Source organism: Pseudomonas sp. PvP089 (genome assembly GCF_017875165.1).
Lineage (GTDB): Bacteria > Pseudomonadota > Gammaproteobacteria > Pseudomonadales > Pseudomonadaceae > Aquipseudomonas > Aquipseudomonas fortuita.
The window spans coordinates 4,552,563-4,578,750 of record NZ_JAGGME010000001.1; the positions used below are offsets into that span (position 1 = coordinate 4,552,563).

The 26,188-nt window shown below is 62.8% G+C and carries 20 protein-coding genes; 7 read left to right on the plus strand and 13 right to left on the minus strand.

Annotated elements, in window-relative coordinates; all coding sequences use genetic code 11:
* The first annotated feature begins 3 nt into the window (after positions 1 to 3).
* From mfd to J3A71_RS20835, 3 genes are read left to right on the plus strand one after another with little or no spacing between them, the layout of a single operon-like run.
* Positions 4 to 3,453: a transcription-repair coupling factor gene (gene mfd / locus J3A71_RS20825; protein ID WP_031311939.1), complete on the plus strand. Its 3,450-nt coding sequence runs from the start codon at positions 4 to 6 to the stop codon at positions 3,451 to 3,453.
* A 9-nt stretch (positions 3,454 to 3,462) separates the two neighbouring features.
* A complete protein-coding gene (locus J3A71_RS20830) occupies positions 3,463 to 4,035 on the plus strand; it encodes a CsiV family protein (RefSeq protein ID WP_016485648.1) in 573 nt (190 codons plus the stop codon).
* A 4-nt stretch (positions 4,036 to 4,039) separates the two neighbouring features.
* Positions 4,040 to 7,357, plus strand: a complete 3,318-nt coding sequence (locus J3A71_RS20835) for a DEAD/DEAH box helicase (protein ID WP_096425809.1) — start codon at positions 4,040 to 4,042, stop codon at positions 7,355 to 7,357.
* Between the two features lie 125 nt (positions 7,358 to 7,482).
* Here the strand turns inward: J3A71_RS20835 and nagZ are convergent, their stop codons facing one another.
* The 3 genes from nagZ to J3A71_RS20850 are packed head-to-tail and all read right to left on the minus strand — an operon-like array spanning position 7,483 to position 9,775.
* Positions 7,483 to 8,481, minus strand: a complete 999-nt coding sequence (gene nagZ, locus J3A71_RS20840) for a beta-N-acetylhexosaminidase (protein WP_172455937.1) — start codon at positions 8,479 to 8,481, stop codon at positions 7,483 to 7,485.
* Between the two features lie 22 nt (positions 8,482 to 8,503).
* Positions 8,504 to 9,028 (minus strand): L,D-transpeptidase, encoded by a 525-nt coding sequence (locus tag J3A71_RS20845; RefSeq protein ID WP_016485645.1) that lies wholly within the window; start codon positions 9,026 to 9,028, stop codon positions 8,504 to 8,506.
* Between the two features lie 39 nt (positions 9,029 to 9,067).
* Entirely contained in the window at positions 9,068 to 9,775 is a 708-nt protein-coding gene (locus J3A71_RS20850) for a TetR/AcrR family transcriptional regulator (protein ID WP_060518379.1), read from the minus strand.
* A 215-nt stretch (positions 9,776 to 9,990) separates the two neighbouring features.
* Here J3A71_RS20850 and lexA point away from each other — a divergent pair, with 215 nt between their 5' ends.
* Both lexA and sulA read left to right on the plus strand, forming a co-directional pair.
* Positions 9,991 to 10,599: a transcriptional repressor LexA gene (gene lexA, locus J3A71_RS20855; protein WP_209953188.1), complete on the plus strand. Its 609-nt coding sequence runs from the start codon at positions 9,991 to 9,993 to the stop codon at positions 10,597 to 10,599.
* A gap of 13 nt (positions 10,600 to 10,612) precedes the next feature.
* Positions 10,613 to 11,089, plus strand: a complete 477-nt coding sequence (sulA, locus tag J3A71_RS20860) for an SOS-induced cell division inhibitor SulA (protein WP_016485642.1) — start codon at positions 10,613 to 10,615, stop codon at positions 11,087 to 11,089.
* 48 nt (positions 11,090 to 11,137) lie between these two features.
* On the opposite strand, the gene J3A71_RS20865 is transcribed toward sulA, so the two are convergent.
* The 7 genes from J3A71_RS20865 to J3A71_RS20895 all read right to left on the minus strand — a co-directional run bounded on the left by J3A71_RS20865 (position 11,138) and on the right by J3A71_RS20895 (position 19,564).
* Entirely contained in the window at positions 11,138 to 11,371 is a 234-nt protein-coding gene (locus J3A71_RS20865; RefSeq protein WP_003248777.1) for a hypothetical protein, read from the minus strand.
* Between the two features lie 50 nt (positions 11,372 to 11,421).
* Positions 11,422 to 11,937: a DUF6586 family protein gene (locus tag J3A71_RS20870; protein WP_016485641.1), complete on the minus strand. Its 516-nt coding sequence runs from the start codon at positions 11,935 to 11,937 to the stop codon at positions 11,422 to 11,424.
* A gap of 171 nt (positions 11,938 to 12,108) precedes the next feature.
* The gene (gene topA / locus J3A71_RS20875; RefSeq protein ID WP_016485640.1) at positions 12,109 to 14,718 is read right to left on the minus strand and encodes a type I DNA topoisomerase; all 2,610 of its coding nucleotides are present in this window, start codon (positions 14,716 to 14,718) and stop codon (positions 12,109 to 12,111) included.
* Between the two features lie 100 nt (positions 14,719 to 14,818).
* Complete coding sequence (locus J3A71_RS20880; RefSeq protein ID WP_016485639.1) at positions 14,819 to 15,070, minus strand: DUF1653 domain-containing protein; 252 nt, start codon at positions 15,068 to 15,070, stop codon at positions 14,819 to 14,821.
* A 76-nt stretch (positions 15,071 to 15,146) separates the two neighbouring features.
* On the minus strand, positions 15,147 to 16,322 hold the full coding sequence (fadA, locus tag J3A71_RS20885; protein ID WP_012271343.1) for an acetyl-CoA C-acyltransferase FadA: 1,176 nt from the start codon (positions 16,320 to 16,322) through the stop codon (positions 15,147 to 15,149).
* Between the two features lie 31 nt (positions 16,323 to 16,353).
* The gene (gene fadB, locus J3A71_RS20890) at positions 16,354 to 18,501 is read right to left on the minus strand and encodes a fatty acid oxidation complex subunit alpha FadB (RefSeq protein WP_209953190.1); all 2,148 of its coding nucleotides are present in this window, start codon (positions 18,499 to 18,501) and stop codon (positions 16,354 to 16,356) included.
* A 625-nt stretch (positions 18,502 to 19,126) separates the two neighbouring features.
* Complete coding sequence (locus J3A71_RS20895) at positions 19,127 to 19,564, minus strand: hypothetical protein (RefSeq protein ID WP_060518383.1); 438 nt, start codon at positions 19,562 to 19,564, stop codon at positions 19,127 to 19,129.
* 110 nt (positions 19,565 to 19,674) lie between these two features.
* Between J3A71_RS20895 and J3A71_RS20900 the strand changes: the two genes are divergently transcribed.
* Positions 19,675 to 20,115 carry a universal stress protein gene (locus tag J3A71_RS20900; RefSeq protein ID WP_016485636.1) on the plus strand — a complete coding sequence of 147 codons (441 nt, stop codon included), beginning with the start codon at positions 19,675 to 19,677 and terminating at the stop codon, positions 20,113 to 20,115.
* A 112-nt stretch (positions 20,116 to 20,227) separates the two neighbouring features.
* Here the strand turns inward: J3A71_RS20900 and J3A71_RS20905 are convergent, their stop codons facing one another.
* Positions 20,228 to 22,156: an ATP-binding cassette domain-containing protein gene (locus tag J3A71_RS20905; protein WP_016485635.1), complete on the minus strand. Its 1,929-nt coding sequence runs from the start codon at positions 22,154 to 22,156 to the stop codon at positions 20,228 to 20,230.
* Between the two features lie 222 nt (positions 22,157 to 22,378).
* Between J3A71_RS20905 and J3A71_RS20910 the strand changes: the two genes are divergently transcribed.
* Positions 22,379 to 24,304, plus strand: a complete 1,926-nt coding sequence (locus J3A71_RS20910; RefSeq protein ID WP_016485634.1) for a transglycosylase SLT domain-containing protein — start codon at positions 22,379 to 22,381, stop codon at positions 24,302 to 24,304.
* Between the two features lie 67 nt (positions 24,305 to 24,371).
* On the opposite strand, the gene J3A71_RS20915 is transcribed toward J3A71_RS20910, so the two are convergent.
* Both J3A71_RS20915 and J3A71_RS20920 read right to left on the minus strand, forming a co-directional pair.
* On the minus strand, positions 24,372 to 25,175 hold the full coding sequence (locus J3A71_RS20915; protein ID WP_145914579.1) for an MOSC N-terminal beta barrel domain-containing protein: 804 nt from the start codon (positions 25,173 to 25,175) through the stop codon (positions 24,372 to 24,374).
* Positions 25,176 to 25,230: 55 nt separating this feature from the next.
* On the minus strand, positions 25,231 to 26,166 hold the full coding sequence (locus tag J3A71_RS20920; protein WP_016485632.1) for a chemotaxis protein CheV: 936 nt from the start codon (positions 26,164 to 26,166) through the stop codon (positions 25,231 to 25,233).
* Positions 26,167 to 26,188 lie beyond the last annotated feature (22 nt).

Sequence of the window (26,188 nt, forward strand, 5' to 3'; positions counted from 1 at the left end):
CCCGTGTCAGTTCTGCGCCTACCGCACATGTCGGCCACGGCCGGCAAACAAACCTGGGGTAACCTGCCCGGTGCCGCCCTCAGCCTTGCCATCGCCGAGGCCGCCAGCAACGCTGGCCGCTTCACCCTGCTGCTGACAGCCGACAGCCAGGCCGCCGACCGTCTGGAGCAGGAGCTGCGCTTCTTCGCCCCGGACCTGCCGGTGCTGCCATTCCCCGACTGGGAAACCCTGCCCTACGACCTGTTCTCGCCACACCAGGACATCATTTCCCAGCGCATCGCAAGCCTGTACCGCCTGCCGGAACTGAGCCATGGCATCCTCGTGGTGCCGGTCACCACCGCCCTGCACCGCCTGGCGCCCACCCGCTTCCTGCTGGGCAGCAGCCTGGTGCTGGACGTGGGCCAGACCATCGACGTGGAGCAGATGCGCACACGCCTGGAGGCCAGTGGCTATCGTTGCGTCGACACCGTCTACGAGCATGGCGAGTTCGCCGTGCGCGGCGCGCTGATCGACCTGTTCCCGATGGGCAGCAAGCTGCCCTACCGCATCGACCTGTTCGATGACGAGATCGAGACACTGCGCACCTTCGACCCCGAGACCCAGCGCTCGATCGACAAGGTGGATTCGGTGCGCCTGCTGCCGGCACGCGAATTTCCGATGCAAAAAGAGGAAGTGACCCGCTTCAAGGCACGCTTCCGTGAACGCTTCGACGTCGATTTCCGCCGCAGTGCGATCTTCCAGGACCTGGCCAGCGGCATCATCCCGGCCGGCATCGAGTACTACCTGCCGTTGTTCTTCGAAGAAACGTCCACCCTGTTCGACTACCTGCCGGCCGACACCCAGGTGTTTTCGCTGCCTGGCGTGGAACAGGCCGCCGAACACTTCTGGAACGACGTGCGCGGCCGTTATGAAGACCGCCGTGGCGACCTCAGCCGGCCGCTGCTGCCGCCTGCCGAGCTGTTCATGCCAGTGGAGGACTGCTTCGCCCGGCTCAAGCAGTGGCCGCGAGTGGTGGTCAGCAGCGAAGACATCGAACCGGGCGCGGGCCGCGAGCGCTTCCCGGCGCGCGCCCTGCCCAACCTGGCGATCGAGGCCAAGGCCAACCAGCCGCTGGCCGAGCTGGCCAACTTCCTCGACCAGTTCCCCGGCCGCGTGCTGTTCACCGCCGAATCGGCCGGCCGCCGCGAAGTGTTGCTGGAGCTGCTCGAACGATTGAAACTGCGGCCGCACACTGTCGACGGCTGGGCCGACTTCATCACCGGAAGCGAGCGCCTGGCGATCACCATCGCCCCGCTGGATGACGGCTTGCTGCTGGACGACCCAGGCCTGGCCCTGGTCGCGGAAAGCCCGCTGTTCGGCCAGCGCGTGATGCAGCGCCGCCGCCGCGACAAGCGTGGCGAAACCGCCAACGACGCGGTCATCAAGAACCTCACCGAGCTGCGCGAAGGCGCACCGGTGGTACACATCGACCATGGCGTGGGCCGCTACCTGGGCCTGGCCACCCTGGAAATCGAAGGCCAGGCTGCCGAATTCCTTACCCTGGAATACGCCGAGAACGCCAAGCTGTACGTGCCGGTGGCCAACCTGCACCTGATCGCCCGCTATACCGGCAGCGATGATGCCCTGGCACCCCTGCACCGGCTGGGCTCGGAAGCCTGGCAGAAGGCCAAGCGCAAGGCCGCCGAACAGGTGCGCGACGTGGCCGCCGAACTGCTCGACATCTATGCCCGCCGGGCCGCGCGCAAAGGGTATGCGTTTGCCGACCCGTCCGCCGACTACGCCACGTTCAGCGCCGGCTTCCCGTTCGAAGAAACCCCGGACCAGCAAACGGCCATCGAGGCGGTGCGGGCTGACATGCTCGCGCCCAAGCCAATGGACCGCCTGGTGTGTGGCGACGTCGGCTTCGGCAAGACAGAAGTGGCCATGCGGGCGGCGTTCATCGCCGTGCACAGTGGCCGCCAGGTCGCCGTGCTGGTGCCCACTACCCTGCTCGCCCAGCAACACTACAACAGCTTCCGCGACCGCTTTGCCGACTGGCCGGTGACCGTGGAGGTCATGAGCCGCTTCAAGTCGGCCAAGGAAGTGGCCGCCGCCGCCGCCGACCTGGCCGAAGGCAAGATCGACATCCTCATCGGCACCCACAAGCTGCTGCAGGACGATGTGCGCTTCAAGGACCTGGGCCTGGCCATCATCGACGAAGAGCACCGCTTTGGTGTACGCCAGAAAGAGCAGCTCAAGGCACTGCGCAGCGAGGTCGACATCCTCACCCTGACCGCTACGCCGATCCCGCGCACGTTGAACATGGCAGTGGCCGGCATGCGCGACCTGTCGATCATCGCCACGCCGCCAGCGCGCCGCCTGTCGGTGCGCACCTTTGTCATGGAGCAGAACAAGAGCACGGTCAAGGAGGCACTGCTGCGCGAACTGCTGCGCGGTGGCCAGGTGTACTACCTGCACAACGATGTGAAAACCATCGAAAAATGCGCCGCCGACCTTGCCGAACTGGTGCCCGAGGCACGTATCGGCATCGGCCACGGGCAAATGCGCGAACGCGAGCTGGAACAGGTGATGAGCGATTTCTACCACAAGCGCTTCAACGTGCTGGTGGCGTCGACCATCATCGAAACCGGCATCGACGTGCCTAGCGCCAATACCATCGTCATCGAGCGCGCCGACAAGTTTGGCCTGGCCCAGCTGCACCAGCTGCGTGGCCGGGTCGGCCGTAGCCACCACCAGGCCTACGCCTACCTGCTGACCCCAACCCGACAGAAAGTTAGCGCCGACGCTGAAAAACGCCTGGAAGCCATCGCCAACACCCAGGACCTGGGTGCTGGCTTTGTGCTGGCCACCAACGACCTGGAAATCCGCGGTGCGGGCGAGCTGCTGGGCGAAGGCCAGAGCGGTCAGATCCAGGCGGTGGGCTTCACCCTGTACATGGAAATGCTCGAACGCGCGGTCAAGGCGATCCGCAAGGGTACCCAGCCAAATCTGGAGCAACCGCTTGGCGGCGGCCCGGAGATCAACCTGCGCCTGCCCGCACTGATCCCCGAGGACTACCTGCCTGACGTGCATGCACGGCTGATCCTGTACAAGCGCATTGCTTCGGCCGCCGACGAAGAAGGCCTCAAGGACCTGCAAGTGGAAATGATCGACCGCTTCGGTCTGCTGCCAGAACCGACCAAGAACCTGATGCGCCTGACTTCGCTCAAGCTGCAGGCGGAAAAGCTCGGCATCAAGAAAGTCGATGCTGGCCCCAATGGTGGCAAGCTCGAGTTCGAAGCCGAAACCCCGGTCGACCCGCTGACCCTGATCAAGCTGATCCAGGGCCAGCCCAAACGCTACAAGTTCGAAGGCGCTACCCAGTTCCGCTTCCTTGTGCCGATGGAACGCCCCGACGAACGTTTCAACACCCTGGAGGCGCTGTTCGAGCGCCTGACCCCACAGCCTGCCTAAGGAAGATCCATGCGTGCCATCCGTTGCCTGACCCTGCTGCTGGCGCTGTTCGCGCCAGCCGCCTTCGCCGAAGGCCTGTATCAGGTAGAAATGATTCTGGTGCGGCAGAACAGCGTGCCCGCCTTCACCAGCCCGTTCGCCCCGGAAGACTGGAGCGCTGGCGCCCCACGCCTGGCAAAAGACGCAGAGCGCCCACTGGCGCTGGAAGACGAAGCCACCCGCCTGGAAGCCACCGCCGACTACACCGTATTGATGCACAAGGCCTGGCAGCAGCAGGTCGGCAGCGAACCTGGCCGCATTGCCCTGGGCGAAGGCGCCGAACAGTTCGGCCACTTCCCTATCGAAGGCAACCTGAGCATCGCGCAAGGCCGCTTCATCTCGGTCGAGGCCAACTTCTGGGTCAACCAGCTGGACGGCAACGGCAGCGTGCTGCAAAGCGAGCAGTTCAGGCAGAACAACAGCAACGTCAAGGCCGGCCAGCTGACCTTCCTCGACGGCGGGCACCTGGCGGTGCTGCTGAAGGTGACACCACCGGGTACGCCGAAAATGCCGGTGATGGACCCGGAGATGATGGAGCAGTAATCCGATGAAGCAAGATGCCGCCGAGATGGTGAACGCTTATCCGAACTGGACCCAATCGTTCAGCAAAGCTGCCCTGCAACGCGGTGAGCGCTATGCCGAGGAAGGCAGGGTCGAACTGGAAGGCTTCTATGGGCCGACCATCACGGCCAATTGCCAAGGGAGTGGCGACAACCACTATCGGCAAAGCATCGAGTTGCACGTAGCCGGCGGCCGTTGCCATGTGCACGGTGAATGCGATTGCCCTGTAGGGCAAAACTGCAAGCATTGCGCCGCTGCACTGTTCTGCATAAGCGACCCTTGGTCCAATCATGAGGCCACGCAAGCCGACCCGGCAACGTTGTCCGCGGAACTGCAGCACTGGTTGAGCGGCCTGGAGCAGGCCCCGCCCAAGCCCAACGCAGCCGAAGACAAACGCGGACGCATGGTGTGCTACCAGCTCGACCTCACCGATGATGCCGGCTGCGCCCTGCTGGTACGCAAGGGCACACGAACCGAGGACGGCATACGCTTCAGCCGCGTCCAGTCACTGTACGACTTTCTCTACGAGCCACCGCGCTTCGTGACGGAGGAAGACACCCGCATTCTGCGCCTGCTCTCGGCCCTGAATCAGGGCGGCGGCCAGGACCGCGGCTATAAACTGAAGGGCCAGGAAGGTGGCGAGTTGTTCCAGCGCGCACTCGAAACCGGGCGCATGTTTTACGATGTCGGCTTCCCACCGCTTCATCAAGGCCCGGTGCGCCATGCCGAGTTCCGCTGGGTACGCCTGGACAACGGAAACTACCGGGGACTGTGGTACAGCGGCGAGGAAATGCTGCGCTGCGTCATCCCGCTGCTGCCACTTTACTACTTCGATCTGCTGACCAGTGAAGTGGGCAAGGTTGAGCACAGCCTGGATCCGCATGTCGCCGTGCAGCTGACTATTGCCCCGGATGTACCCGAGCACCTGGTCGTACCCCTCAGCCATAAACTCAATGCCCTCAGCCACAAGGTGCCGACGCCGACGCCAGTGCAGGAGCAGTTGCTCGATCACATCCAGCCCAAGGCCATTCTTGCGCTCGGCAGCCTTGAATACACCGCCTACATGCCGAAAACCGGTCGCATGCAACGGCAAATGCAACACCGCGCCGCATTGGCATTCAACTATGACGGTTTGCAGGTCAGCGGCACCGACGAGAAGCCGCTGACCCGACTGGCGGGCAGCACCAGCCAGCGAATTCGCCGACAGCCGCAAGCCGAGCTAGCCCTGCGCAATGCGTTACGCGACCTGGGCTTCAAACCCGCCACTCGGCAGAGCAAGGCGCTGCCCGACAGTGCCGGCGAAATGTATCAGTTGCCCGACGACGAAGCCTGGCTGCGCTTTGCACGCGAAGGTCTGCCACGCCTGCGCGAAGCTGGCTGGAACATCGACATACACCGCGATTTCGCCTTCAACTTGCAGGAGGTGGACGACTGGTATGCGACCATCGACGAGGCGCCCGGCCATGAATGGTTCGACCTGGAGCTGGGCATTGTGGTCGATGGCCAGCGTCACAGCCTGTTGCCCATCGTGTTGCAACTGCTGCGCAGCAGCCCAGAGCTGCTGCGCCCCAGCGAACTGGCCCGGCGCAGTGACGATGAACACCTGCTGATCGACCTCAACCGCGGCCGCCTGGACACACCGGCATTGCGCGTGGCCCTGCCCTACGGCCGCATCAAGGCCGTGATGGGCACCCTGGGTGAGCTGTACCTGCACGAAGACACCGCTGGCCCGAGCCTGCGCATGGAGCGCGCCGACGCCGCGCGCCTGAACGAAATCGAGGGCCTGCCCTTGCACTGGGAAGGGGGCGAGCACGTTCGCGATCTGGGCCGCCGCCTGCGCGATGCCCGCGAGCTGCAAGTGCCACCCCCCGCCGGGCTGCGGGCCAACTTGCGGCCGTATCAGCAGCAGGGCCTGAACTGGCTGCAGGCACTGCGCGGGATGGGTACCGGCGGCATCCTCGGCGACGACATGGGCCTGGGCAAGACCCTGCAGACCCTGGCGCACCTGCTGCTGGAAAAGGACTCCGGGCGCTTGGGCGCACCGGCCCTGGCGGTCATGCCCACCAGCCTGATACCCAACTGGTTGGACGAAGCCCAGCGTTTCGCCCCTGACCTGCGCGTACTGGCACTGCATGGCCCAGGGCGCAGCAAGCATTTCACCCGATTGCACGAATACGACCTGGTCCTGACCACTTACGCCCTGATGCCACGCGACCTGGAACACCTGCGCGCCCAAGCCTGGCACATGCTGGTGCTGGACGAGGCACAGAACATCAAGAGCAGCACCAGCAAGGCCGCCCTCGCCGTCTGCGAGCTACAGGCCGGCCAGCGCCTGTGCCTCACCGGCACGCCGATGGAAAACAACCTGGGCGAGCTGTGGTCGATCTTCCACTTCCTCATGCCCGGCTGGCTGGGCGACCTCAAACGGTTCAACCAGGACTACCGCGTCCCGATAGAGCGCCATGGCGACGCTGAGCGCCTGGCCCACCTGGTCACGCGTATTCGCCCCTTCCTGCTGCGCCGCACCAAGGAGCAGGTGGCCACCGAGTTGCCCGCCAAGACCGAGATGGTGCACTGGGTCGAGCTCAGCGACGCCCAGCGCGACACCTACGAGGCCGTGCGAGTGGCCATGGACCAGAAAGTCCGCGACGAAATCGCTCGCAATGGCGCCGCGCGCAGCCAGATCGTCATCCTCGACGCCCTGCTCAAGCTGCGCCAGGTGTGCTGCGACCTGCGCCTGGTAAAAGGGGTGGAAAGCCATGGGAACCAGGCCGACAAGGGCAAGCTGGGCGCGCTGCTGGAAATGCTCGAGGAGCTGCTCAGCGAAGGGCGCCGGGTACTGCTGTTCTCGCAGTTCACCTCGATGCTGGCACTTATCGAGCAGGAGCTGCAGAAACGCAAGATCCGCTATAGCTTGCTGACCGGCGACACGCGCGACCGGCGCACGCCAGTGCGGCAGTTCCAGCAGGGTGACAGCGAAGTGTTCCTGATCAGCTTGAAGGCAGGCGGGGTGGGCTTGAACCTGACGGCCGCAGACACGGTGATCCACTACGACCCCTGGTGGAACCCGGCCAGCGAAAACCAGGCCACCGACCGGGCGTACCGGATTGGCCAGGACAAGCCAGTGTTCGTGTTCAAGCTGATTACCCGGGGTACGGTGGAAGAGAAGATCCAGATGTTGCAGCAGGAGAAAGCGGCATTGGCAGCCAGCTTGCTGGATGGCGGGCAGGCTGGGCAATGGCGCATGGGCGATGAAGAAATCGAGGCACTGTTTGCGCCATTGCCAGGCAAGCGTGGGCGGTAAACCATCAACTTTCACTGCCCAAGCTGGCCTCTTCGCGGGTGAACCCGCTCCCACAATGACCGCACCGCTATCTGGCATGCGCAGTACCTGTGGGAGCGGGCATGCCCGCGAAGCGGCCGAGGCAGTCAATCGACCAGCTGAGCTTCCTTCAACGCCCCCAACGCCTCCAGCCAGCGCGGCTGCTGGCGATAATCGGTCCGCGCAAACCCTTGCCCGCGCATCCGCGCAATCCGCGGCGATGGCTTGACCTTCATACGTTGCGCCGCACTCAGTGCCAGCTCCGCTGCCGCCCGGTCATTGCACACCAGGCCCATGTCACAGCCGGCGCTCAACGCTGCCTCGATACGGCTGGCCGCATCACCCACCACATGCGCACCGGCCATCGACAAGTCATCACTGAAGATCACCCCGTCAAAGCCCAGCTCGCCGCGAAGGATGTCCTGCAGCCAGCGCCGCGAAAAACCGGCTGGCTGGTTGTCAACCTGCGGGTAGATGACATGCGCCGGCATCACCGCCGCCAGCTGGCCGCTCAGGCGCGTGAACGGCACCAGGTCGGCCTGGCGTAATTGCTCAAGGCTGCGCTCATCGGTGGGAATGGCCACATGCGAGTCAGCCTCGGCCCAGCCATGGCCGGGGAAGTGCTTGCCACAGGCAGCCATGCCCGCCGCATTCATACCGCGGATGAACGCCCCCGCAAGTTGCGTGGCACGCAGGGGGTCGCCCTCGAAGGCACGGCTGCCGACCACGGCGCTGCGCTGGTGGTCCAGGTCCAGCACGGGTGCAAAGCTGAGGTCCAGGCCAACCGCCAGCACCTCGGTCGCCATCAGCCAACCGCACTGCTCCGCCAGGTACTCGGCGTTGTCATTGTCGGCCAGCGCACGCATGGCTGGCAGGCGCACGAAACCCTGGCGCAGGCGCTGCACGCGGCCGCCCTCCTGGTCTACCGCCAGAATAAGGTCAGGGCGTATGGCGCGGATCGATGCGCACAGCTCACGCACCTGGCGCGGGCTGTCGATGTTGCGGGCAAAAATGATCAGGCCGGCCACTTCGGGTTGGCGCAGCAAGTGACGGTCTTCGGCGGTCAGCCATTTACCGGCGATATCCACCATCAGGGAGCCTTGCAGGCTGACGGTCATGGGTAATCCTTCATTGAAGACAAAGAGAGGCCCACTGGGGGCAGGCGGCCTGTTCGATACGCACCGGGCAATGGGCCGGCACCCGCTCGAACAGGCTTAGCAAGTCAGTGTTGCGCAGGCGTATGCAGCCATGGGACAACGCTACGCCCATGGGTTCCGTATCCGGGGTGCCGTGCAGGTAGATGTAGCGGCGGAAGGTGTCGACCGCGCCCAGGCGGTTAAGCCCCGGCTCACAGCCGCTGAGCCAGAGGATGCGGGTGAGTATCCAGTCACGGCCCGGGTATTGCGCGTGCAATACCGGCGACCACACCTCACCCGCCCAGCGCCGCCCGACCAGCACTGCAGCAAGCGGCAGGCCCGCGCCAATTTTTGCCCGCACTTGATGCAGGCCACGCGGTGTGCAACCCGAACCGTGGCGCTCGCCCGCACCGTTGCGCGACGTGGAAACCGGCACGCGCACGCGCAGCTGGCCACGGGCAAAGCCATACAGGCATTGGTCGGCAAGGGAAATGTGCAGCAGGTCGAGATCGGGCATGGCGCTAGCTTAGCCGAAGCGCCCTGCCCCGCCCAGCCTTCAGGCCTTGGCGGTAATAGCGGTAGCTTTGCTGCGTGGTCGCAGCTGCGCCGTGGCCATGGCTTCGTCGGTGACGCCGCTGTGGGCACGCATGCCTGCAGCCAGGAACGGTACCATCAGGCGCATCACCTGCTCGATCGAGGTGTTGATGCCAAAGTCAGTCTCGGCGATCGCACGCAGCGCCTTGATGCCGGACATGCTGAAGGCGGCGGCGCCGAGCATGAAGTGCACGCGCCAGAACAGTTCCAGTGGTGGAATACGCGGCGCAGCCTCGTTGACCAGCAGCATGTAGCGGCGGAACACCTTGCCGTACATGTCTTCCAGGTAACGCCGCAGGTGGCCTTGGCTCTGGCTGAATGCCAGGCCCAGCAGGCGCATGAAGATCGACAGATCGTTGTTGCTGCGAGGTTGCACGACCAACGCCTGCTCCACCAGCATCTCCAGCAGCTCTTCGAGGCTGGGCTTGTGCTCCGGCTTGGCCTGGCGACGCTCCAGCTCGCGCTCCAGGCTGGCGCAGAACGGCCCGAGGAAGCGCGAGAACACCGCCTGGATCAACGCTTTCTTGGAGCCGAAATGATAGTTGACGGCCGCCAGGTTCACCCCGGCCTTGCTGGTAATCAGCCGCAATGAGGTTTCGGCAAACCCCCTTTCCGCGAACAGCTGCTCGGCAGCATCGAGAATGCGTTCAACGGTTTCCGATTGGGCCATGACTACTCCGCGTACTCCGCCAGACAAACAGGTGTTTGAAACATACGTTTCAGTCCTGCTTCTGTCAAGGCTCGGTGACCGGGCGGTCGCCATTTAAAAGCCCCAGGCGGCGTGCTGCAAGTGCCAGCGTTCAGGTTTAATGCGCCTTTTGGCTTGCAGCGCATCCAGTACTGTATATAATCCCAGTCACTGTACAAAAAGACAGAGCGCTCACCATGTCGAAACTGACGCCACGCCAAGCCGAAATTCTCGCGTTCATCAAGCGCTGCCTCGAAGACAACGGCTTCCCGCCGACACGCGCCGAGATCGCTCAGGAGCTGGGCTTCAAATCGCCCAACGCCGCCGAGGAGCACCTCAAGGCCCTCGCCCGCAAGGGCGCAATCGAGATGACCCCGGGCGCCTCCCGTGGCATACGCATTCCCGGCCTGGAAACCAAGGCAGAAGAAAGCGGCCTGCCTATCATTGGCCGGGTTGCTGCCGGTGCGCCGATTCTTGCCGAACAGCACATTGAGCAATCCTGCAATATCAACCCCGCCTTCTTCCACCCCCAGGCCGACTATTTGCTGCGCGTACACGGCATGAGCATGAAGGACGTCGGCATCTTCGACGGCGACCTGCTGGCAGTTCACACCTGCCGCGAAGCCCGCAACGGCCAGATTGTCGTCGCCCGCATCGGCGACGAAGTGACCGTCAAACGCTTCAAGCGTGAAGGCAGCAAGGTCTGGCTGCTTGCCGAAAACCCCGAATTCGCCCCCATCGAAGTCGACCTGAAAGAACAGGAACTGGTGATTGAGGGTTTGAGCGTCGGCGTCATTCGCCGCTGATCCAGGAGGCGTCATGCAGCAGTTCATTCACGCACCCGAGCAAGCCCAGTTGCCCCTGTTCGAAGCATTTCTCGCCCAGCCCGTGCTACCTGGCCTGAAAGCCAGCGAACTGGCGCGCAAGCACAACCAGCCTGAACTGTTCAGCGAATTGTCGCTGCGCGGCGCGCCAGGTCACTGCCAAAGCCTGCTGGCACCGGTACTGCGCGAACTGAGCGAAGAGGACGCGGCCCGCTGGCTGACCCTGATCGCCCCGCCGTCGAGCCTGACCCAGGCCTGGCTGCGCGATGCCGGCCTCAACCGTGAACGCATCTTGCTGCTGCAACCTCGTGGCAATCAAACCCCGCTGCAACTGGCCTGCGAAGCTTTGCGCCTGGGCCGCAGTCACACGGTGGTCAGTTGGCTGGGCAACGTCAACGCCACCGCTCGCCAGCAATTGCTGCGCGCCGCCAGTGTCGGAAACGCACAAAGCCTGAACATCCGCCTCGGCTGATGCTCAGGCTTTGCCTGTCATTTGAAAAACCTGCTGGCTGCTGCACGGTCAGTGCAGCACACGCGGCCCTTCATCACGTTCGAGCTCACCATCCATGAGGCGGCCGGCCATCTGCACGCCCACGCTAAGCATGGCCTTGGCCACTTCTACATGCTGGCCCTGCAGGAACACCTTGGCGTCTTCCGAGAAATCCAGGGTTACCAGAGAGCCCTCATCCTCAGCGCGACGCAGTTCGATGCGGCCATCAGGCAACTCGACAATTTCCAGAAAAGACGTAGACATAAATGGCAGTTCTCCGCGAAAGGTCCGTATTGTACCAGCCGTAACGGCTATCAGCACTCACTCAACGCATCGCGGAAACGTCTCACCAAACCCTTGAGGTTGTTGCGCCAGCTTTCCAGCTCGGTACGCGATAGCGCAGGATGCTCGGGCTCATCGAGATTGACGGCCTGGATCAGAGGCTGCGTGACATCGGTTTTCGGCGCTTTCCTGGCGACCGGTGGTCGGAACAAATCGGCATAAGCACCCAGCATTTGCGCCAGCCAGGTTTCGCGCTGACGGGCAAGCTCAAGCAGCTCGGCCACTTCCGGGATAGCGATGCCATTCAGCGCGTCGTCGGCCAGCGCTTGCTCGACAGTTGCAACCACCGGCAGGCGGTAGAACACCCCGATTTCATGGCACAGGCCCAGCAGCGCGCCATACAGGTGGAACAGCGCCGATTCGCGTTCAGCCTGAACCAGGCCCTGTGCATTCATGGCCTGGCTTTGTTCAGCCTTGGCCATGGACTCCAGAGCAAGGCCGGCGAAGAACAGTTTCTGGTTGGTGCGAGTGTAGGTTTCCTGGGCCATTTCTTTGCCCTCCCATCAGGCTGCAAGGCGAATACATGCATCATAAATGATTGGGGCCGCTTTGCGCCCCTTCGCGGCACAAGGCCCTCCTGCAAGAGAACGCGATTCCTTGCAGAAGCGGCCTTGTGCCGCGAAGGGGCGCAAAGCGGCCCCAATTAAAGCACCGAAAGATCAGCGCTTGTCTTCAACCTTCCAGGCATTGCCGTCGTAGAAGGCCTTCCAGCCGGTCGGCTTGCCATCGACCTCGGACTGCACGTACTGCTCCTTGGTCTTGCGGCTGTAGCGGATAACTGCCGGGCGGCCTTCTGGATCTTTCTGTGGCGCATCGCAGAGGAAGTGGTACTTCGGATCGATCTCGTGCTTGTGCGGCACAATTTCAAGCACCAGCGGCGCACGGGTTTCACGGTTTTTCGGGAACTGACTGGCAGCCAGGAACAACCCCGAAGCACCGTCACGCAGCACGTAGGTGTCGTCCACCTTCTCGCACTTGAGCTCCGGCATGTCCACCTTGTCCATCTTCGGTGGCGCCGCCTCGCCACTCTTGAGCAGCTTGCGGGTGTTCTTGCACGCCGGGTTGGTGCAGCCGAAGAATTTGCCAAAACGGCCGGTCTTCAACTGCATCTCGCTGCCACACTTGTCGCACTCCAGGCTCGGCCCTTCGTAACCCTTGATGCGGTAGCTGCCCTCTTCGATCTCGTAGCCAACGCAATCGGGGTTGTTACCGCAAATGTGCAGCTTGTGCTTCTCATCCAGCAGGTAGGCGTCCATCGCTGTGGCGCAGATCGGGCAACGGTGCTTGCCCAGCAGCACGCGGGATTCCGATTCACCCTCGTCATCAGCGGCAATCTCGTCACCCGGCACCAGGTTGACGGTGGCCTTGCAGCGCTCTTTTGGCGGAAGGCTGTAACCCGAACAACCCAGGAAAACACCCGTGGAAGCGGTGCGGATCATCATCGGCCGGCCGCATTCCTTGCACGGAATGTTGGTCATGGTCGGCTGGTTGGCGCGCATGCCGTTTTCGCTGGACTCTGCAGTCTGCAGCTTCTTGCTGAAGTCGCCGTAGAACTCGTCGAGTACGTTTTTCCAGTCACGCTCGCCCTGGGCCACGTCGTCGAGGTTCTCCTCCATATCGGCGGTAAAGCCGTAGTCCATCAGGTTGGAGAAGCTTTCCGACAGGCGCTCGGTGACGATGTCGCCCATTTTCTCGGAATAGAAACGGCGGTTATGCAAGGTCACATAACCACGGTCCTGAATGGTCGAGATGATCGCCGCATAGGTCGACGGGCGACCAATGCCGCGCTTTTCCATTTCCTTGACCAGGCTGGCCTCGGTGAAGCGCGCCGGCGGCTTGGTGAAGTGCTGGCTCGGGTCGATCTGAATCAGCTTCAGCGCCTCGCCCTGGACCATCTCAGGCAGCACGTCGTCTTCGCCCGGCTTGCTCTGTTGCGGCAGCACGCGGGTATAACCGTCAAATTTGAGGATACGGCCCTTGGCACGCAGCTCGAAGTCGCCCGCAGCCACGGTGACGCTGGTGGACAGGTACTGCGCCGGGGGCATCTGGCAGGCCAGGAACTGGCGCCAGATCAGCTCGTACAGGCGCTCGGCGTCGCGCTCCATGCCGCTGAGCTTGGTCGGGTGCGTATTCACATCGGAAGGACGAATCGCTTCGTGCGCCTCCTGGGCCCCTTCCTTGCTGCCGTAAACCAGCGGCGCATCCGGCAGGTACTGCTTGCCGAACTCGCGCTCGATGTAGCTACGCGCCATGTCCAGGGCATCGACCGACAGGTTGGTCGAGTCGGTACGCATGTAAGTGATGTAGCCGGCCTCATACAAGCGCTGGGCCATCATCATGGTCTTTTTCACCCCGAAGCCCAGGCGGTTACTGGCCGCCTGCTGCAGGGTGGAGGTAATGAACGGCGCCGACGGCTTGCTGCTGGTCGGGCGGTCTTCACGCTTGACCACGCTGTAGCTGGAAGCCTTGAGCTTCTCCAGCGCAGCCATGGCCTGGGCTTCGTTCAGCGGCTTGAAGGCCTCGCCCTTCTCGCGCGCCACCTCGAAACGCACCTTGGCGTTCTTGGCGGTACCGAGGTCGGCATGAATCTCCCAGTACTCTTGCGGGATGAATGCACGGATTTCACGCTCGCGCTCCACCACCAGCTTCACCGCGACCGACTGCACACGGCCAGCAGACAGGCCGCGAGCAATCTTGGCCCACAACAGCGGCGAAACCATGTAACCAACCACACGGTCGAGGAAGCGCCGCGCCTGCTGAGCGTTGACCCGGTCGATGTCCAGCTCGCCTGGCTGCGAGAAGGCTTCCTGGATGGCCTTTTTGGTAATTTCGTTGAACACCACGCGCTTGTAGCGTGTGTCGTCACCACCGATGGCTTCGCGCAGGTGCCAGGCAATGGCTTCCCCTTCGCGGTCCAAGTCGGTTGCGAGATAGATGGTGTCGGCATCCTTGGCCAGGCGACGCAGCTCTTCGATCACCTTTTCCTTGCCAGGCAGGATCTCGTACTTGGCCTTCCAGCCGTGATCCGGGTCGACGCCCATGCGTGCCACCAGCTGGCGACGGGCCTTTTCTTTCGGCGACAGGGCCGGAGCCTCACCCGCGGCCTTGCCACGCTTGGCGGCCGGCTCTTTGCTTGCGCTGGCCGAACCGCTGGTGGGGAGGTCTCGGATATGGCCGATACTCGACTTCACCACGTACTGGTTGCCCAGGTACTTGTTGATGGTCTTGGCCTTGGCCGGGGATTCCACAATGACCAGCGATTTGCCCATGGATCGGAGTATTCCTGAATCTGAAAATGAAAAACGCGTCAGGTACCAAACGCGGCACCGCTATATATAGTGGCAAAAGTGTGAGGTCAAGCTCGGACAATCACTCGTGCGACTTGCCCAGCAACCCAGGCAGCCCTTCTTCGGCCTTGACCAAAGCAAAGCGTGGCACCTGCTCGCCGTCAACCTCGACGGACTCCTGGAACATCAAAAGGGGGCGTACCCAGAAGCTGTAATCACCATACAGGCATTGGTAGAACACCATCCACTCTTCGTTCTCGGAGTGCCGCGCAACGCTGAAGACACGGTACTCAGGCCCTTTGTAATGCCGGTATACGCCTGGTTGTATCTGCATGTTGCCCACCCTCTTGAATAAAACCTGTAAAAACAAAACCGGGGCACAAGGCCCCGGTTGCTGTCCCGCAACGCGATCAGACGCGTTCGAAGACAGTGGTGATACCTTGGCCGAGGCCGACGCACATGGTCGCCACCCCCAGAGTACCGCCATTCTGCTTCATGACATTGAGCAGGGTGCCCGAAATGCGTGCCCCGGAGCAACCGAACGGGTGACCCAAAGCAATGGCGCCGCCGTGCAGGTTAACCTTCTCATCCATCTTGTCGAGCACTTTCAAGTCTTTCAGCACTGGCAAGGCCTGTGCAGCAAAGGCTTCGTTAAGCTCGATGAAGTCGATGTCGGCCATGGTCAGCCCGGCGCGCTTGAGCGCTTTCTGGGTCGACGGTACCGGACCATAACCCATGATCGCCGGATCAACACCTGCCACCGCCATCGAACGAATCACCGCCAATGGCTGGATACCCAGGTCCATTGCACGCTGGCCAGACATGACGATCATGCACGAAGCGCCGTCGGTGATCTGCGACGAGGTACCGGCGGTGACAGTACCGCCTTTCGGGTTGAACGCGGGCTTGAGCGATGCCAGGCCTTCGAGGGTGGTTTCCGGGCGAATGGTTTCGTCGAAATCGAATACCTTCAGGAAGCCGTTCTCGTCATAGCCCTGCATCGGGATGATCTCGTCCTTGAACTTGCCTTCGACCGTGGCTTTGTGGGCCAACTGGTGCGAACGCACGCCGAACAGGTCCTGCTGCTCCCGGGTGATGCCGTGCATCTTGCCGAGCATTTCTGCAGTCAGGCCCATCATCCCGGAAGCCTTGGCCGCATGCAAGGAAAGGTGCGGGTTAGGGTCCACGCCATGCATCATGCTGACGTGGCCCATGTGTTCCACGCCACCGACCACGAACACATCGCCGTTACCGGTCATGATCGCCTGGGCAGCGGTGTGCAAGGCGCTCATCGAAGAGCCGCACAGGCGGCTGACGGTCTGCGCTGCAGACGTGTGCGGAATCTGGGTCATCAGCGACGCCATGCGGGCGATGTTCCAGCCTTGCTCCAGGGTCTGGTTGACGCAGCCCCAGATCACGTCTTCGACTTCTTTCGGGTCGACCTTGCCGTTGCGCTCCAGCAGCTTGCTGATCAGGTGCGCCGACATGTCTTCGGCGCGGGTATTACGGTGCATGCCACCCTTGGAGCGGCCCATTGGCGTGCGACCGAAGTCGACAATCACCACGTCTCTTGGATTCAGGCTCATATCAAATCTCTCGCTCTAGCTCGTTGACCGCTCAGTTGAAGAAGCGCTGGCCGTTCTTGGCCATTTCACGCAGCTTCGCAGTCGGGTGGTACAGCGGCCCCAGATCGGCGTACTGATCGGCCAGTGCGACGAATTCGGCCACGCCGATCGAGTCGATGTAGCGCAGCGCACCACCGCGGAAGGGAGGGAAACCAATGCCATAGACCAAGCCCATGTCGGCTTCGGCGGCGGTTTCGACAATGCCGTCTTCCAGGCAGCGCACGGTCTCCAGGCACAGCGGGACCATCATCCAGTTGATGATGTCTTCGTCGGTGACTTCACGCTGTTCGAACACGATCGGCTTGAGGACGTCGAGCACGGTGGCATCGAAGACCTTCTTCGGCTTGCCGCGCTTGTCGGTTTCGTAGGCGTAGAAGCCCTTGCCGTTCTTCTGGCCCAGGCGGTTGGCCTCGTACAGCGCGTCCACGGCCGAGCGGCGGTCGTCCTTCATGCGGTCCGGGAAGCCTTCGGCCATCACGTCACGGCCGTGGTGGCCGGTGTCAATGCCAACCACGTCCATCAGGTAAGCCGGGCCCATTGGCCAGCCGAACTTCTCCATGACCTTGTCGATGCGCACGAAGTCGACACCGGCACTGACCAGCTTGGCAAAGCCGCCGAAATACGGGAACAGCACGCGGTTGACCAAAAAGCCCGGGCAATCGTTGACCACGATCGGGTTCTTGCCCATTTTCTTGGCGTAGGCCACGGTGGTGGCCACCGCCACTTCACTGGACTTCTCACCACGGATCACTTCAACCAGCGGCATCATGTGCACCGGGTTGAAGAAGTGCATGCCGACGAAGTTTTCCGGGCGTTTGAGCGCTTTTGCCAGCAGGTTGATGGAGATGGTCGAGGTGTTGGAAGCGAGGATCGCGTCGTCCTTCACCTGGCCTTCCACTTCAGCCAGCACAGCTTGCTTGACCTTCGGGTTCTCGACCACAGCTTCGACGACGATGTCGACATTGGCGAAGTCGCCATAGGACAGGGTCGGGCGAATGGCGTTGAGTGCCTCGGCCATCTTGGCCGGGGTCAGGCGGCCCTTCTCGACGCGGTTGCCGAGCAGCTTGGAGGCCTCGTTCAGGCCCAGCTGGATAGCTTCCTCGCGGATATCCTTCATCAGGATCGGGGTGCCGTTGACCGCCGACTGGTAAGCGATGCCGCCACCCATGATGCCGGCGCCGAGCACGGCGGCCTGCTTGACGTCGTGGGCAATCTCGTCATGCGCCTTGGCCTTGCGCTTGAGTTCCTGGTCGTTCAGGAACAGGCCGATGAGGCTTTCGGCAACCGACGTCTTGGCCAGCTTGGCAAAGCCTGCGGCTTCGACCTCCAGGGCCTTGTCGCGGCCGAAGTTGGCGGCCTTCTGGATGGTCTTGATGGCTTCGACCGGGGCCGGATAGTTCGGGCCGGCCTGGCCGGCAACGAAGCCCTTGGCGGTCTCGAAGGCCATCATCTGCTCGATGGCATTGAGTTTGAGCTTTTCCAGCTTCGGCTGACGCTTGGCCTTGTAGTCCAGCTCGCCGCTGATGGCCCGCTTGATCAGGTCCAAGGCACCGGCCTGCAGCAACTCAGGGGCGACCACGGCGTCGACAGCGCCCACTTTCAAGGCGTCCTCGGCACGGTTTTCCTTGCCGGAGGCGATCCACTCGATAGCGTTGTCCGAACCGATCAGGCGCGGCAGGCGCACGGTGCCGCCAAAGCCGGGGTAGATGCCCAGTTTGACTTCGGGCAGGCCAATCTTGGCGCTGGAGGACATGATCCGGTAGTCGGCGGCCAGGCACATTTCCAGGCCGCCGCCCAAGGCGATGCCGTTGATGGCAGCAACGGTCGGCACTTCGAGGTCTTCGAAGGCACTGAAGATGCGATTGGCTTCCAGGTTGCCGGCGACCAGTTCGGCCTCGGGCAGCTTGAAGTTGTCGACGAACTCGGTGATGTCGGCGCCGACGATGAACACGTCCTTGCCACTGCTGACGATCACGCCCTTGACCGAGGCGTCGGCCTGGATGGCGTCGACGGCCTGGCGAAGCTCGTTCAGGGTCAGGCGGTTGAACTTGTTGACGGACTCACCCTTGAGGTCGAATTTGAGCTCGACGATGCCACTTTCAAGAGCCTTAACCGTGATGGCTTTACCTTCGTAAATCATCAACTGATCTCCACGATATGGAAGCTGAACTGTACACGCCGATCGCTGCAGCAGAAGCAGGCCTAGCTGCCCTGCCCCAGGCACACCCGTCAGCGCGCTAGTCGGAAGTATGGCTTGGCGTCATGACATACAAACGCTCAATTCATACGCCCGTTTGATTTGGGTGTGCACACATTCTCCGAAAAGATCGGCGTTGTCAAATGCTCAGGAGCACGACGAAAACGCGACTTTCCAGTCACTTTGTATCGTCCGGGTGCAAAACATGATGACAGTGATCGCCGACCATTCACGTCAGCGATTGACCACGCCCGGTTGGACAGTGCTGCATCTTTCGGCTTGCGCGGCACCCCAGTGCGGCTACACTGGCACTTGCTTGAATGAATACCCGGCCTGCCTGGCCTTTTCTGCGTAGCAGAAACGCAAAGCGGCGACTTGGCACCCCACCCCTTCAGGGTTCTGCCAAGCCGCCGCTTTGTCGTTTAAAGCCCTGAACGCCTGCGCCGTACCTGTGGGAGCCGCCTTGTGCGGCGAAGAGGCCGATACGCCCGGAACAGTACTATCAGGCATACCGGCCTCTTCGCAGCACAAGGCTGCTCCTACGGGTACGACGTGGCCCCACGAGGTTTCAGGCCAGGGTTTCGAGGACGTAGGCAACATCCTGCAATACAGCCGTATCACCCCGTTCAGTCCAGTACAGGGCGATCATCCGCGCGTCGGCTTCGACCTTGTAGACGCTCGCCGGCAAGCGCGCCAAGGCCTCGATGAAGCGAGGATCTTCGCAGGGCTCGCGCCATTGGTTCCACCACACCCCTGGGGTGACCTGCCAGAAGCTGAAGCTGTCCTCATGCCCGCGATGCCGCGCCCGGTGGTATTGCGGGCAAGGGCTTGGCGGCTCCATTTCGAGCCAGTGCGGCCACTGCTGCGGCGCCAGTTGCATGGCCAACCCCATGCGCCGGGCCTCCAGCCGCAACTTCATCTGCTCGCTCTGCTTGCGCGAGCCTCGCAGCCAGGAAAGCGGGCTGAGAATCAGCGCAAGGATTGACACCACCAGCAATACCGTCATATCAGTAGTTCCCATAAAGCGTTGCAAATGAGCTGGTTAGCCATTTTTCACGGTAGACCCGCCCGAAAGCGACCATACTTCTTCTATCGCGATTGCCAGGAGTACCGCTCATGCAATATGAACATTTGTTGGTCGCCGTCGACCTGACCGAAGAATGCGACCCGGTGATCAAGCGTGCCATGAAGCTCGCCGAGCCCTCAGGCGCCAAGGTGTCCCTGGTGCACATCGTCGAGCCGATGGCCATGGCATTCGGCGGTGACGTACCGATGGACCTGTCGCAGTTGCAACAGCAACAGTTCGACCAGGCCAAGGAGCGCATGGACCGCCTGTTCAACAAATACCCGGACATCCAGCGCGGCGATTCCCACCTGACCTACGGCCAACCGCGCCAGGAAATCCACCAACTGGCCAAGGAACAGAATTGCGACCTGATCGTGGTCGGCAGTCATGGCCGCCATGGCCTGGCGTTGCTGCTGGGTTCCACCGCCAATGACGTGCTGCATGGTGCGCCGTGCGATGTACTGGCGGTGCGGTTGCAGAAGAAAGAATGACTTAACCTGTACCGGCCTCTTCGCGGGGCAAGCCCGCTCCCACAGGGACCGCGCCGCGATACCTGTGGGAGCGGGCTTGCCCCGCGAAGAGGCCGGTACAGGTTAAAGCCGATCAGCCTTCCAGCTCGGCCCAGCGCTCTACCAGCGCATCCAGCTCACCCTGTAGCTTCTCGATCTTCGCAAGCACTGCCGAAGTTTCCGCAATCGGCCGCTGATAGAAGCCCGCCGCATTCACTTCTTCCTGGGCCTCAGCCATACGCTGCTCAACTTCGTCGATCTGCCCTGGCAGCATCTCCAGCTCACGCTGCAGCTTGTAGCTGAGCTTCTTCTTCGACGCCTCTTCCGCCACCGGCGCAGCAACAGGCGCGGGCTTGTCCTCGACTTTTTCCACCACTGCGCTGTTGAGTTCGGACTTGCCGCCCTTGCTCTCGGTCACGCCCAGCAGCTTTGGCGAGCCCCCCTGGCGAATCCAGTCCTCGTAGCCGCCCACGTACTCACGCACCTTGCCCTCGCCTTCGAACACCAGCGTGCTGGTGACGACGTTGTCGAGGAAGGCCCGGTCGTGGCTGACCATCAGCACGGTGCCCTTGTAGTTGGACAGCACTTCCTCGAGCAGCTCGAGGGTTTCCACGTCCAGGTCGTTGGTCGGTTCGTCGAGTACCAGCAGGTTGGCCGGCTTGCTGAACAGCTTTGCCAGCAGCAGGCGGGCACGCTCGCCACCCGACAGTGCCTTGACCGGCGTGCGGGCACGCTGAGGGCTGAACAGGAAGTCGCCCAGGTAGCTCAGCACGTGGCGGTTCTGGCCGTCGATCTCGATAAAATCACGGCCTTCGGCCAGGTTGTCGATCACGGTCTTTTCCAGCTCGAGCTGGTGGCGCATCTGGTCGAAGTAGGCCACTTCCAGCTTGGTGCCGCGCTCGACCTTGCCCGAAGTGGGCTCCAGGCCGCCGAGCATCAGCTTGAGCAGGGTGGTCTTGCCGGTGCCGTTGGCCCCCAGCAGGCCGATCCGATCCTGACGCTGCAAGACCATGGAAAAGTCTTTGACCAGCATCGGCCCGTCGGCGTGATGGAAGCTGACGTTTTCCAGCACCATCACCTGCTTGCCGGATTTTTCCGCCGCCTCGATCTGGATGTTGGCCTTGCCCTGGCGCTCGCGGCGCTCGCCACGCTCCACACGCAAGGCTTTCAATGCCCGCACACGCCCTTCGTTCCGGGTGCGGCGTGCCTTGATGCCTTGGCGAATCCACACTTCTTCCTGAGCCAGGCGCTTGTCGAACAGCGCATTGGCAGTTTCTTCGGCGGCCAGTGCGGCCTCCTTGTGCACCAGGAAGCTGGCGTAGTCACCGTTCCAGTCAATCAGGCCGCCGCGGTCCAGTTCAAGGATGCGGGTGGCCAGGTTCTGCAGGAAGGACCGGTCGTGGGTGATGAACAACACCGCGCCGTTGAAACTGCGCAGGGCCTCTTCGAGCCAGGCAATCGCACCGATGTCCAGGTGGTTGGTCGGCTCGTCGAGCAGCAGCAGGTCGGGCTCGGACACCAGCGCCTGGGCCAGCAGCACACGGCGGCGCCAGCCACCGGACAGCTCGGCCAGGGTCTTGTCGGCCGGCAACTGCAGGCGGCTCAGGGTGCTCTCCACCACTTGTTGCAGGCGCCAGCCATCACGGGCTTCCAGCTCGTGCTGGACGTGCATGAGTTTTTCCAGGTCTTCGTCGTTCTGGATATTCATGCTCAGGTGGTGGAACTGCGCCAGCAGCTCGCCGACGCCATCCAGGCCTGCGGCCACCACATCGAACACCGTGCGCTCGTCGGCCACCGGCAGTTCCTGCGGCAGCTCGCCGATCTTCAGGCCCGGGGCACGCCAGACTTCACCGTCGTCACCCTTCTGCTCGCCCTTGACCAGGCGCAGCATGCTGGACTTGCCAGTACCGTTGCGGCCGATGATGCACACCCGCTCACCACGAGCGATCTGCCAGGACACTTTGTCCAGCAGCGGCATGGCGCCGAATGCGAGGGACACATCGCTGAATTTGAGCAGGGTCATGTTGGTCTCCATAAATCGGGCGCGCATTCTACCTGACTTGGCCCTCGACGGCATCCGCTTGGCCACCCGGCGACCGCTTTGCGACATCTGGTCGAAGTTAATATCCCGATACAAGCACAGTGCTTTCACCCGCCGCCGGCAAACAGCTAAGCTAAGGGCAATCGCTTCCAACAGTGCTGGCTCCGCCGTCACTTCCCCATGGTTCTACTGCCCGGACGTATCATGCGCAGCCGCCTGTTACACATTGCATCATGCCTGCTGCTCACCGCTGCCACCTGCGCGGCGCAGGCCACCGACCTCACCCAGCAACGCCAGTACTACGACGAGGCCAAGCGTGCGCTGGCCAAGGGCGACAAAGGCCCGTACTTGCGCTATGCGCAAGCCCTGAGCGACTACCCGCTCACACCGTACCTGGCCTACGACGAGCTTACCGCCCGCCTCAAAAGCGCCAGCAACCAGGAGATCGAAGGCTTTCTCGCCAAGCATGGCGACCTGCCCCAGGCCAACTGGATGAAACTGCGCTGGCTACGCTGGCTGGCCGAACGCGGCGAATGGGATACTTTCGTCAAATACTACGACCCAAAACTCAACTTCACCGAACTGGACTGCCTCAATGGCCAGTATCAGCTCAGCCATGGCCTGCGCGCCGAGGGCTACGCCACAGCCGACAAACTGTGGAACGTCGGCAAGTCCCAGCCTGCCGCCTGCGACACGCTGTTCGGCATGTGGGCGGCGGAAGGCCAACTGACCGAGGCCAAACGCTGGGAACGCACCAAGCTGGCGGCCCAGGCCCGCAACTACGCCCTGGCCAACAACCTGGTCAAGACGCTGACCACGCTCGGCCCGCAGGGGCGCCTGCTGGTCGATGTGGCGCAGAAGCCTGAGCTGCTCGGCCAGCCGTCGCGCTTTACCCCGGCCAACGACGCCATGTCCGACGTCGTCAGCCTCGGCCTGCGCCGTCTTGCACGGCAAGACCCGGACCGGGCCATGGCACTGCTCGACGATTACGCCCAGCGCATGCACTTTTCCCGCGATGAGAAGGTTGCCATCGCCCGCGAGATCGGCCTGACCCTGGCACGTCGCTACGACCCGCGCGCGCTCGACCTGATGACCCGCTACGACCCCGAGCTTCGCGACAACACCGTCAGCGAATGGCGCCTGCGCCTGCTGCTGCGCCTGGGCCGCTGGGAAGACGCCTACGAGCTGACCAAGCGCCTGCCCCAGGACCTGGCCAGCAGCAGCCGGTGGAAATACTGGCAGGCACGCAGCCTGGAACTGGCCCAGCCGAACAACCCGCAGATCCCCCTGCTGTACAAGACCGTGGCACGTGAGCGGGACTTCTACGGCTTCCTCGCCGCCGACCGGGCACAGACGCCGTACCAGTTGAACAACAAGCCGTTGTTGCTGAGCCCGCAACTGGTCAAGAAGGTCCGCAACACACCCGGCATTCAGCGTGCCCTGGAGTTCCACGCCCGCGGCCAGATCGTGGAGGGCCGTCGCGAGTGGTACCACGTCAGCCGCCACTTCACCCGCGACGAAATGGTTGCCCAGGCTCGCTTGGGCTATGAGCTGCGTTGGTACTTCCCGGCCATCCGCACGATCAGCCAGGCGCAATACTGGGACGACCTGGACATCCGTTTCCCGATGGCCCATCGCGACACCCTGGTGCGCGAAGCCAAAGTCCGCGGCCTGCATTCGAGTTGGGTATTCGCCATCACCCGCCAAGAGAGCGCATTCATGGAGGATGCGCGCTCGCCGGTGGGCGCCAGCGGCCTGATGCAGCTTATGCCGGCCACCGCCAAAGAAACCGCCCGCAAGTTCAGCATCCCGCTGGCATCACCGGCGCAGGTGCTGAACCCGGACAAGAATATCCAGCTGGGTGCGGCCTACCTGAGCCAGGTGCACGGCCAGTTCAACGGCAACCGGGTGCTGGCCTCGGCGGCCTACAACGCCGGGCCCGGGCGCGTTCGGCAGTGGCTGAAAGGCGCCAAACACCTGAGCTTCGATGTGTGGGTGGAATCGATCCCGTTCGACGAAACGCGCCAATATGTGCAGAACGTGCTGTCGTATTCGGTGATCTACGGGCAGAAGCTGAATTCGCCGCAGCCGCTGGTGGATTGGCATGAGCGGTATTTCGATGACATGTAAGGCCTGCTGAACCTGAACCGGCCCTATCGCTGGCTTGCCGGCGATAGGGCCGATTCAGGCGGCACATTCACTCCAGAACTTCCACCTGCATTCCTGTTTCAAGCCACCCGCTGCCATCCACTGCCAGGTTCTGGCCAAACAGTACATCCCCCTCCTTCTCGCGAAAGGTCTTGAGCGTGACCATCGGCTCGCGGTCCGCACTGCGCTCCCCGGTTGCCGGGTCTATCGTGGTAAAGATGCACCGCACACTGGGCTTGAGCACGCGAAATTCCAGGTTGCCGATGCGGATTCGCTTCCAGCCATCCTCGGCAAATGGTTCAGCCCCCCGCACCACCAGGTTGGGTCGAAAGCGCAACATTTCCATGGGCCGGCCAATACGCCGGTTGAGCTCGTCCAGCGAGCCCTGCCCGATAAGCAGCAAGGGGAAACCGTCGGGAAACGCCGCCCGATCACTGTTGAAGCCATAACCATTGGGCAGGTAACGTGCGCGCTGCTCCGGGCAATACACCAGGCGCACGGGCTTGCCCAGCAACGCGGTCAACCAGGCGGCTGCCGCGTCGCCGGCATCCGGCACCCGCAGGGTGTCGCGCCAGATCGTCACGCCGCGCAGGGCCTCATCGGTAGCGGGCACGGGCACCCGCAACGGCACCCGCCCGGGCGCCTGCAGCAACAACTGGCCCTCGTCGTCGTCGCACGCCTGGAGCTGGCCAAGGTGCGGCCAGGCCCGCTGGGTCAGGAAGCGTCCATTTTCTTCCTCGACCACCATCCAGCGGCGGTCGCCTTGCAACCCCAGCAAACCCACCCGTGAAGCCTGCAGGCTTTGCGCCTGCCCCGACTTCACCGGGTATCGATACAACTCACTGAGAAACATCCCTGCAGCCTCGCATCATGCCAAACACCAAGCTTATACCTGGCCGGCCCAACGTTCACGCAGTGGCGGTATCCAGCAGCAGGCGTTGCTTGACCACATCGACCAGGCGGTCGGGCTGGAACTTGGACAGGAAGTTGTCGCACCCCACCTTCTTCACCATGGATTCATTGAAGCTGCCTGACAGTGAGGTATGCAGCACCACATAGAGCTGGCGCAGCCGCGCATCACTGCGGATCTCGGTGGTCAGCCGGTAGCCGTCCATTTCCGGCATTTCGGCGTCGGTAAACACCATCAGCAGCTTCTCGCACACGTCCTCACCCGCATCGGCCCAGGCCTTGAGCATGCGCAGCGCCTTCAGGCCATCGCTGGCCACATGTAGCTTCATGCCCAGCTGGGACAGGGTGTCACGCAACTGCGCCAGGGCCACACTGGAGTCGTCCACCAGCAGCACCTCGCGGCCACGGGCACGGGCCAGCACCGGGTCGGCGAGTTTATCGCCAGAGACCCGGGCGTTGTACGGCACGATCTCGGCCAGCACCTTCTCCACGTCGATCACCTCCACCAGCTTTTCATCGACCTTGGTGATGGCAGTCAGGTAGTGCTGGCGCCCGGCGCTGGCAGGCGGCGGCATGATCGACTCCCAGTTCATGTTGACGATGCGGTCGACACCGCCCACCAGGAAGGCCTGAACCGAACGGTTGTACTCGGTGACGATGATGGTGCTGTCCGGCCCCGGCTGCAGCGGGCGCATGCCGATCGCCTGGGACAGGTCGATCACCGGCAGGGTCTGGCCACGCAGGTTGACCACCCCGCAGACGAAGGCGTGGCGCTGGGGCATCAGGGTGAGCTTGGGCATTTGCAGCACCTCCTGCACCTTGAACACGTTGATCGCGAACAACTGGCGGCCGGCCAGGCGAAACATCAGAATTTCCAGGCGGTTCTCACCCACCAGTTGCGTGCGTTGGTCTACTGTGTCGAGAATGCCAGCCATTGGAAAACCCCCAGGCTTGAGT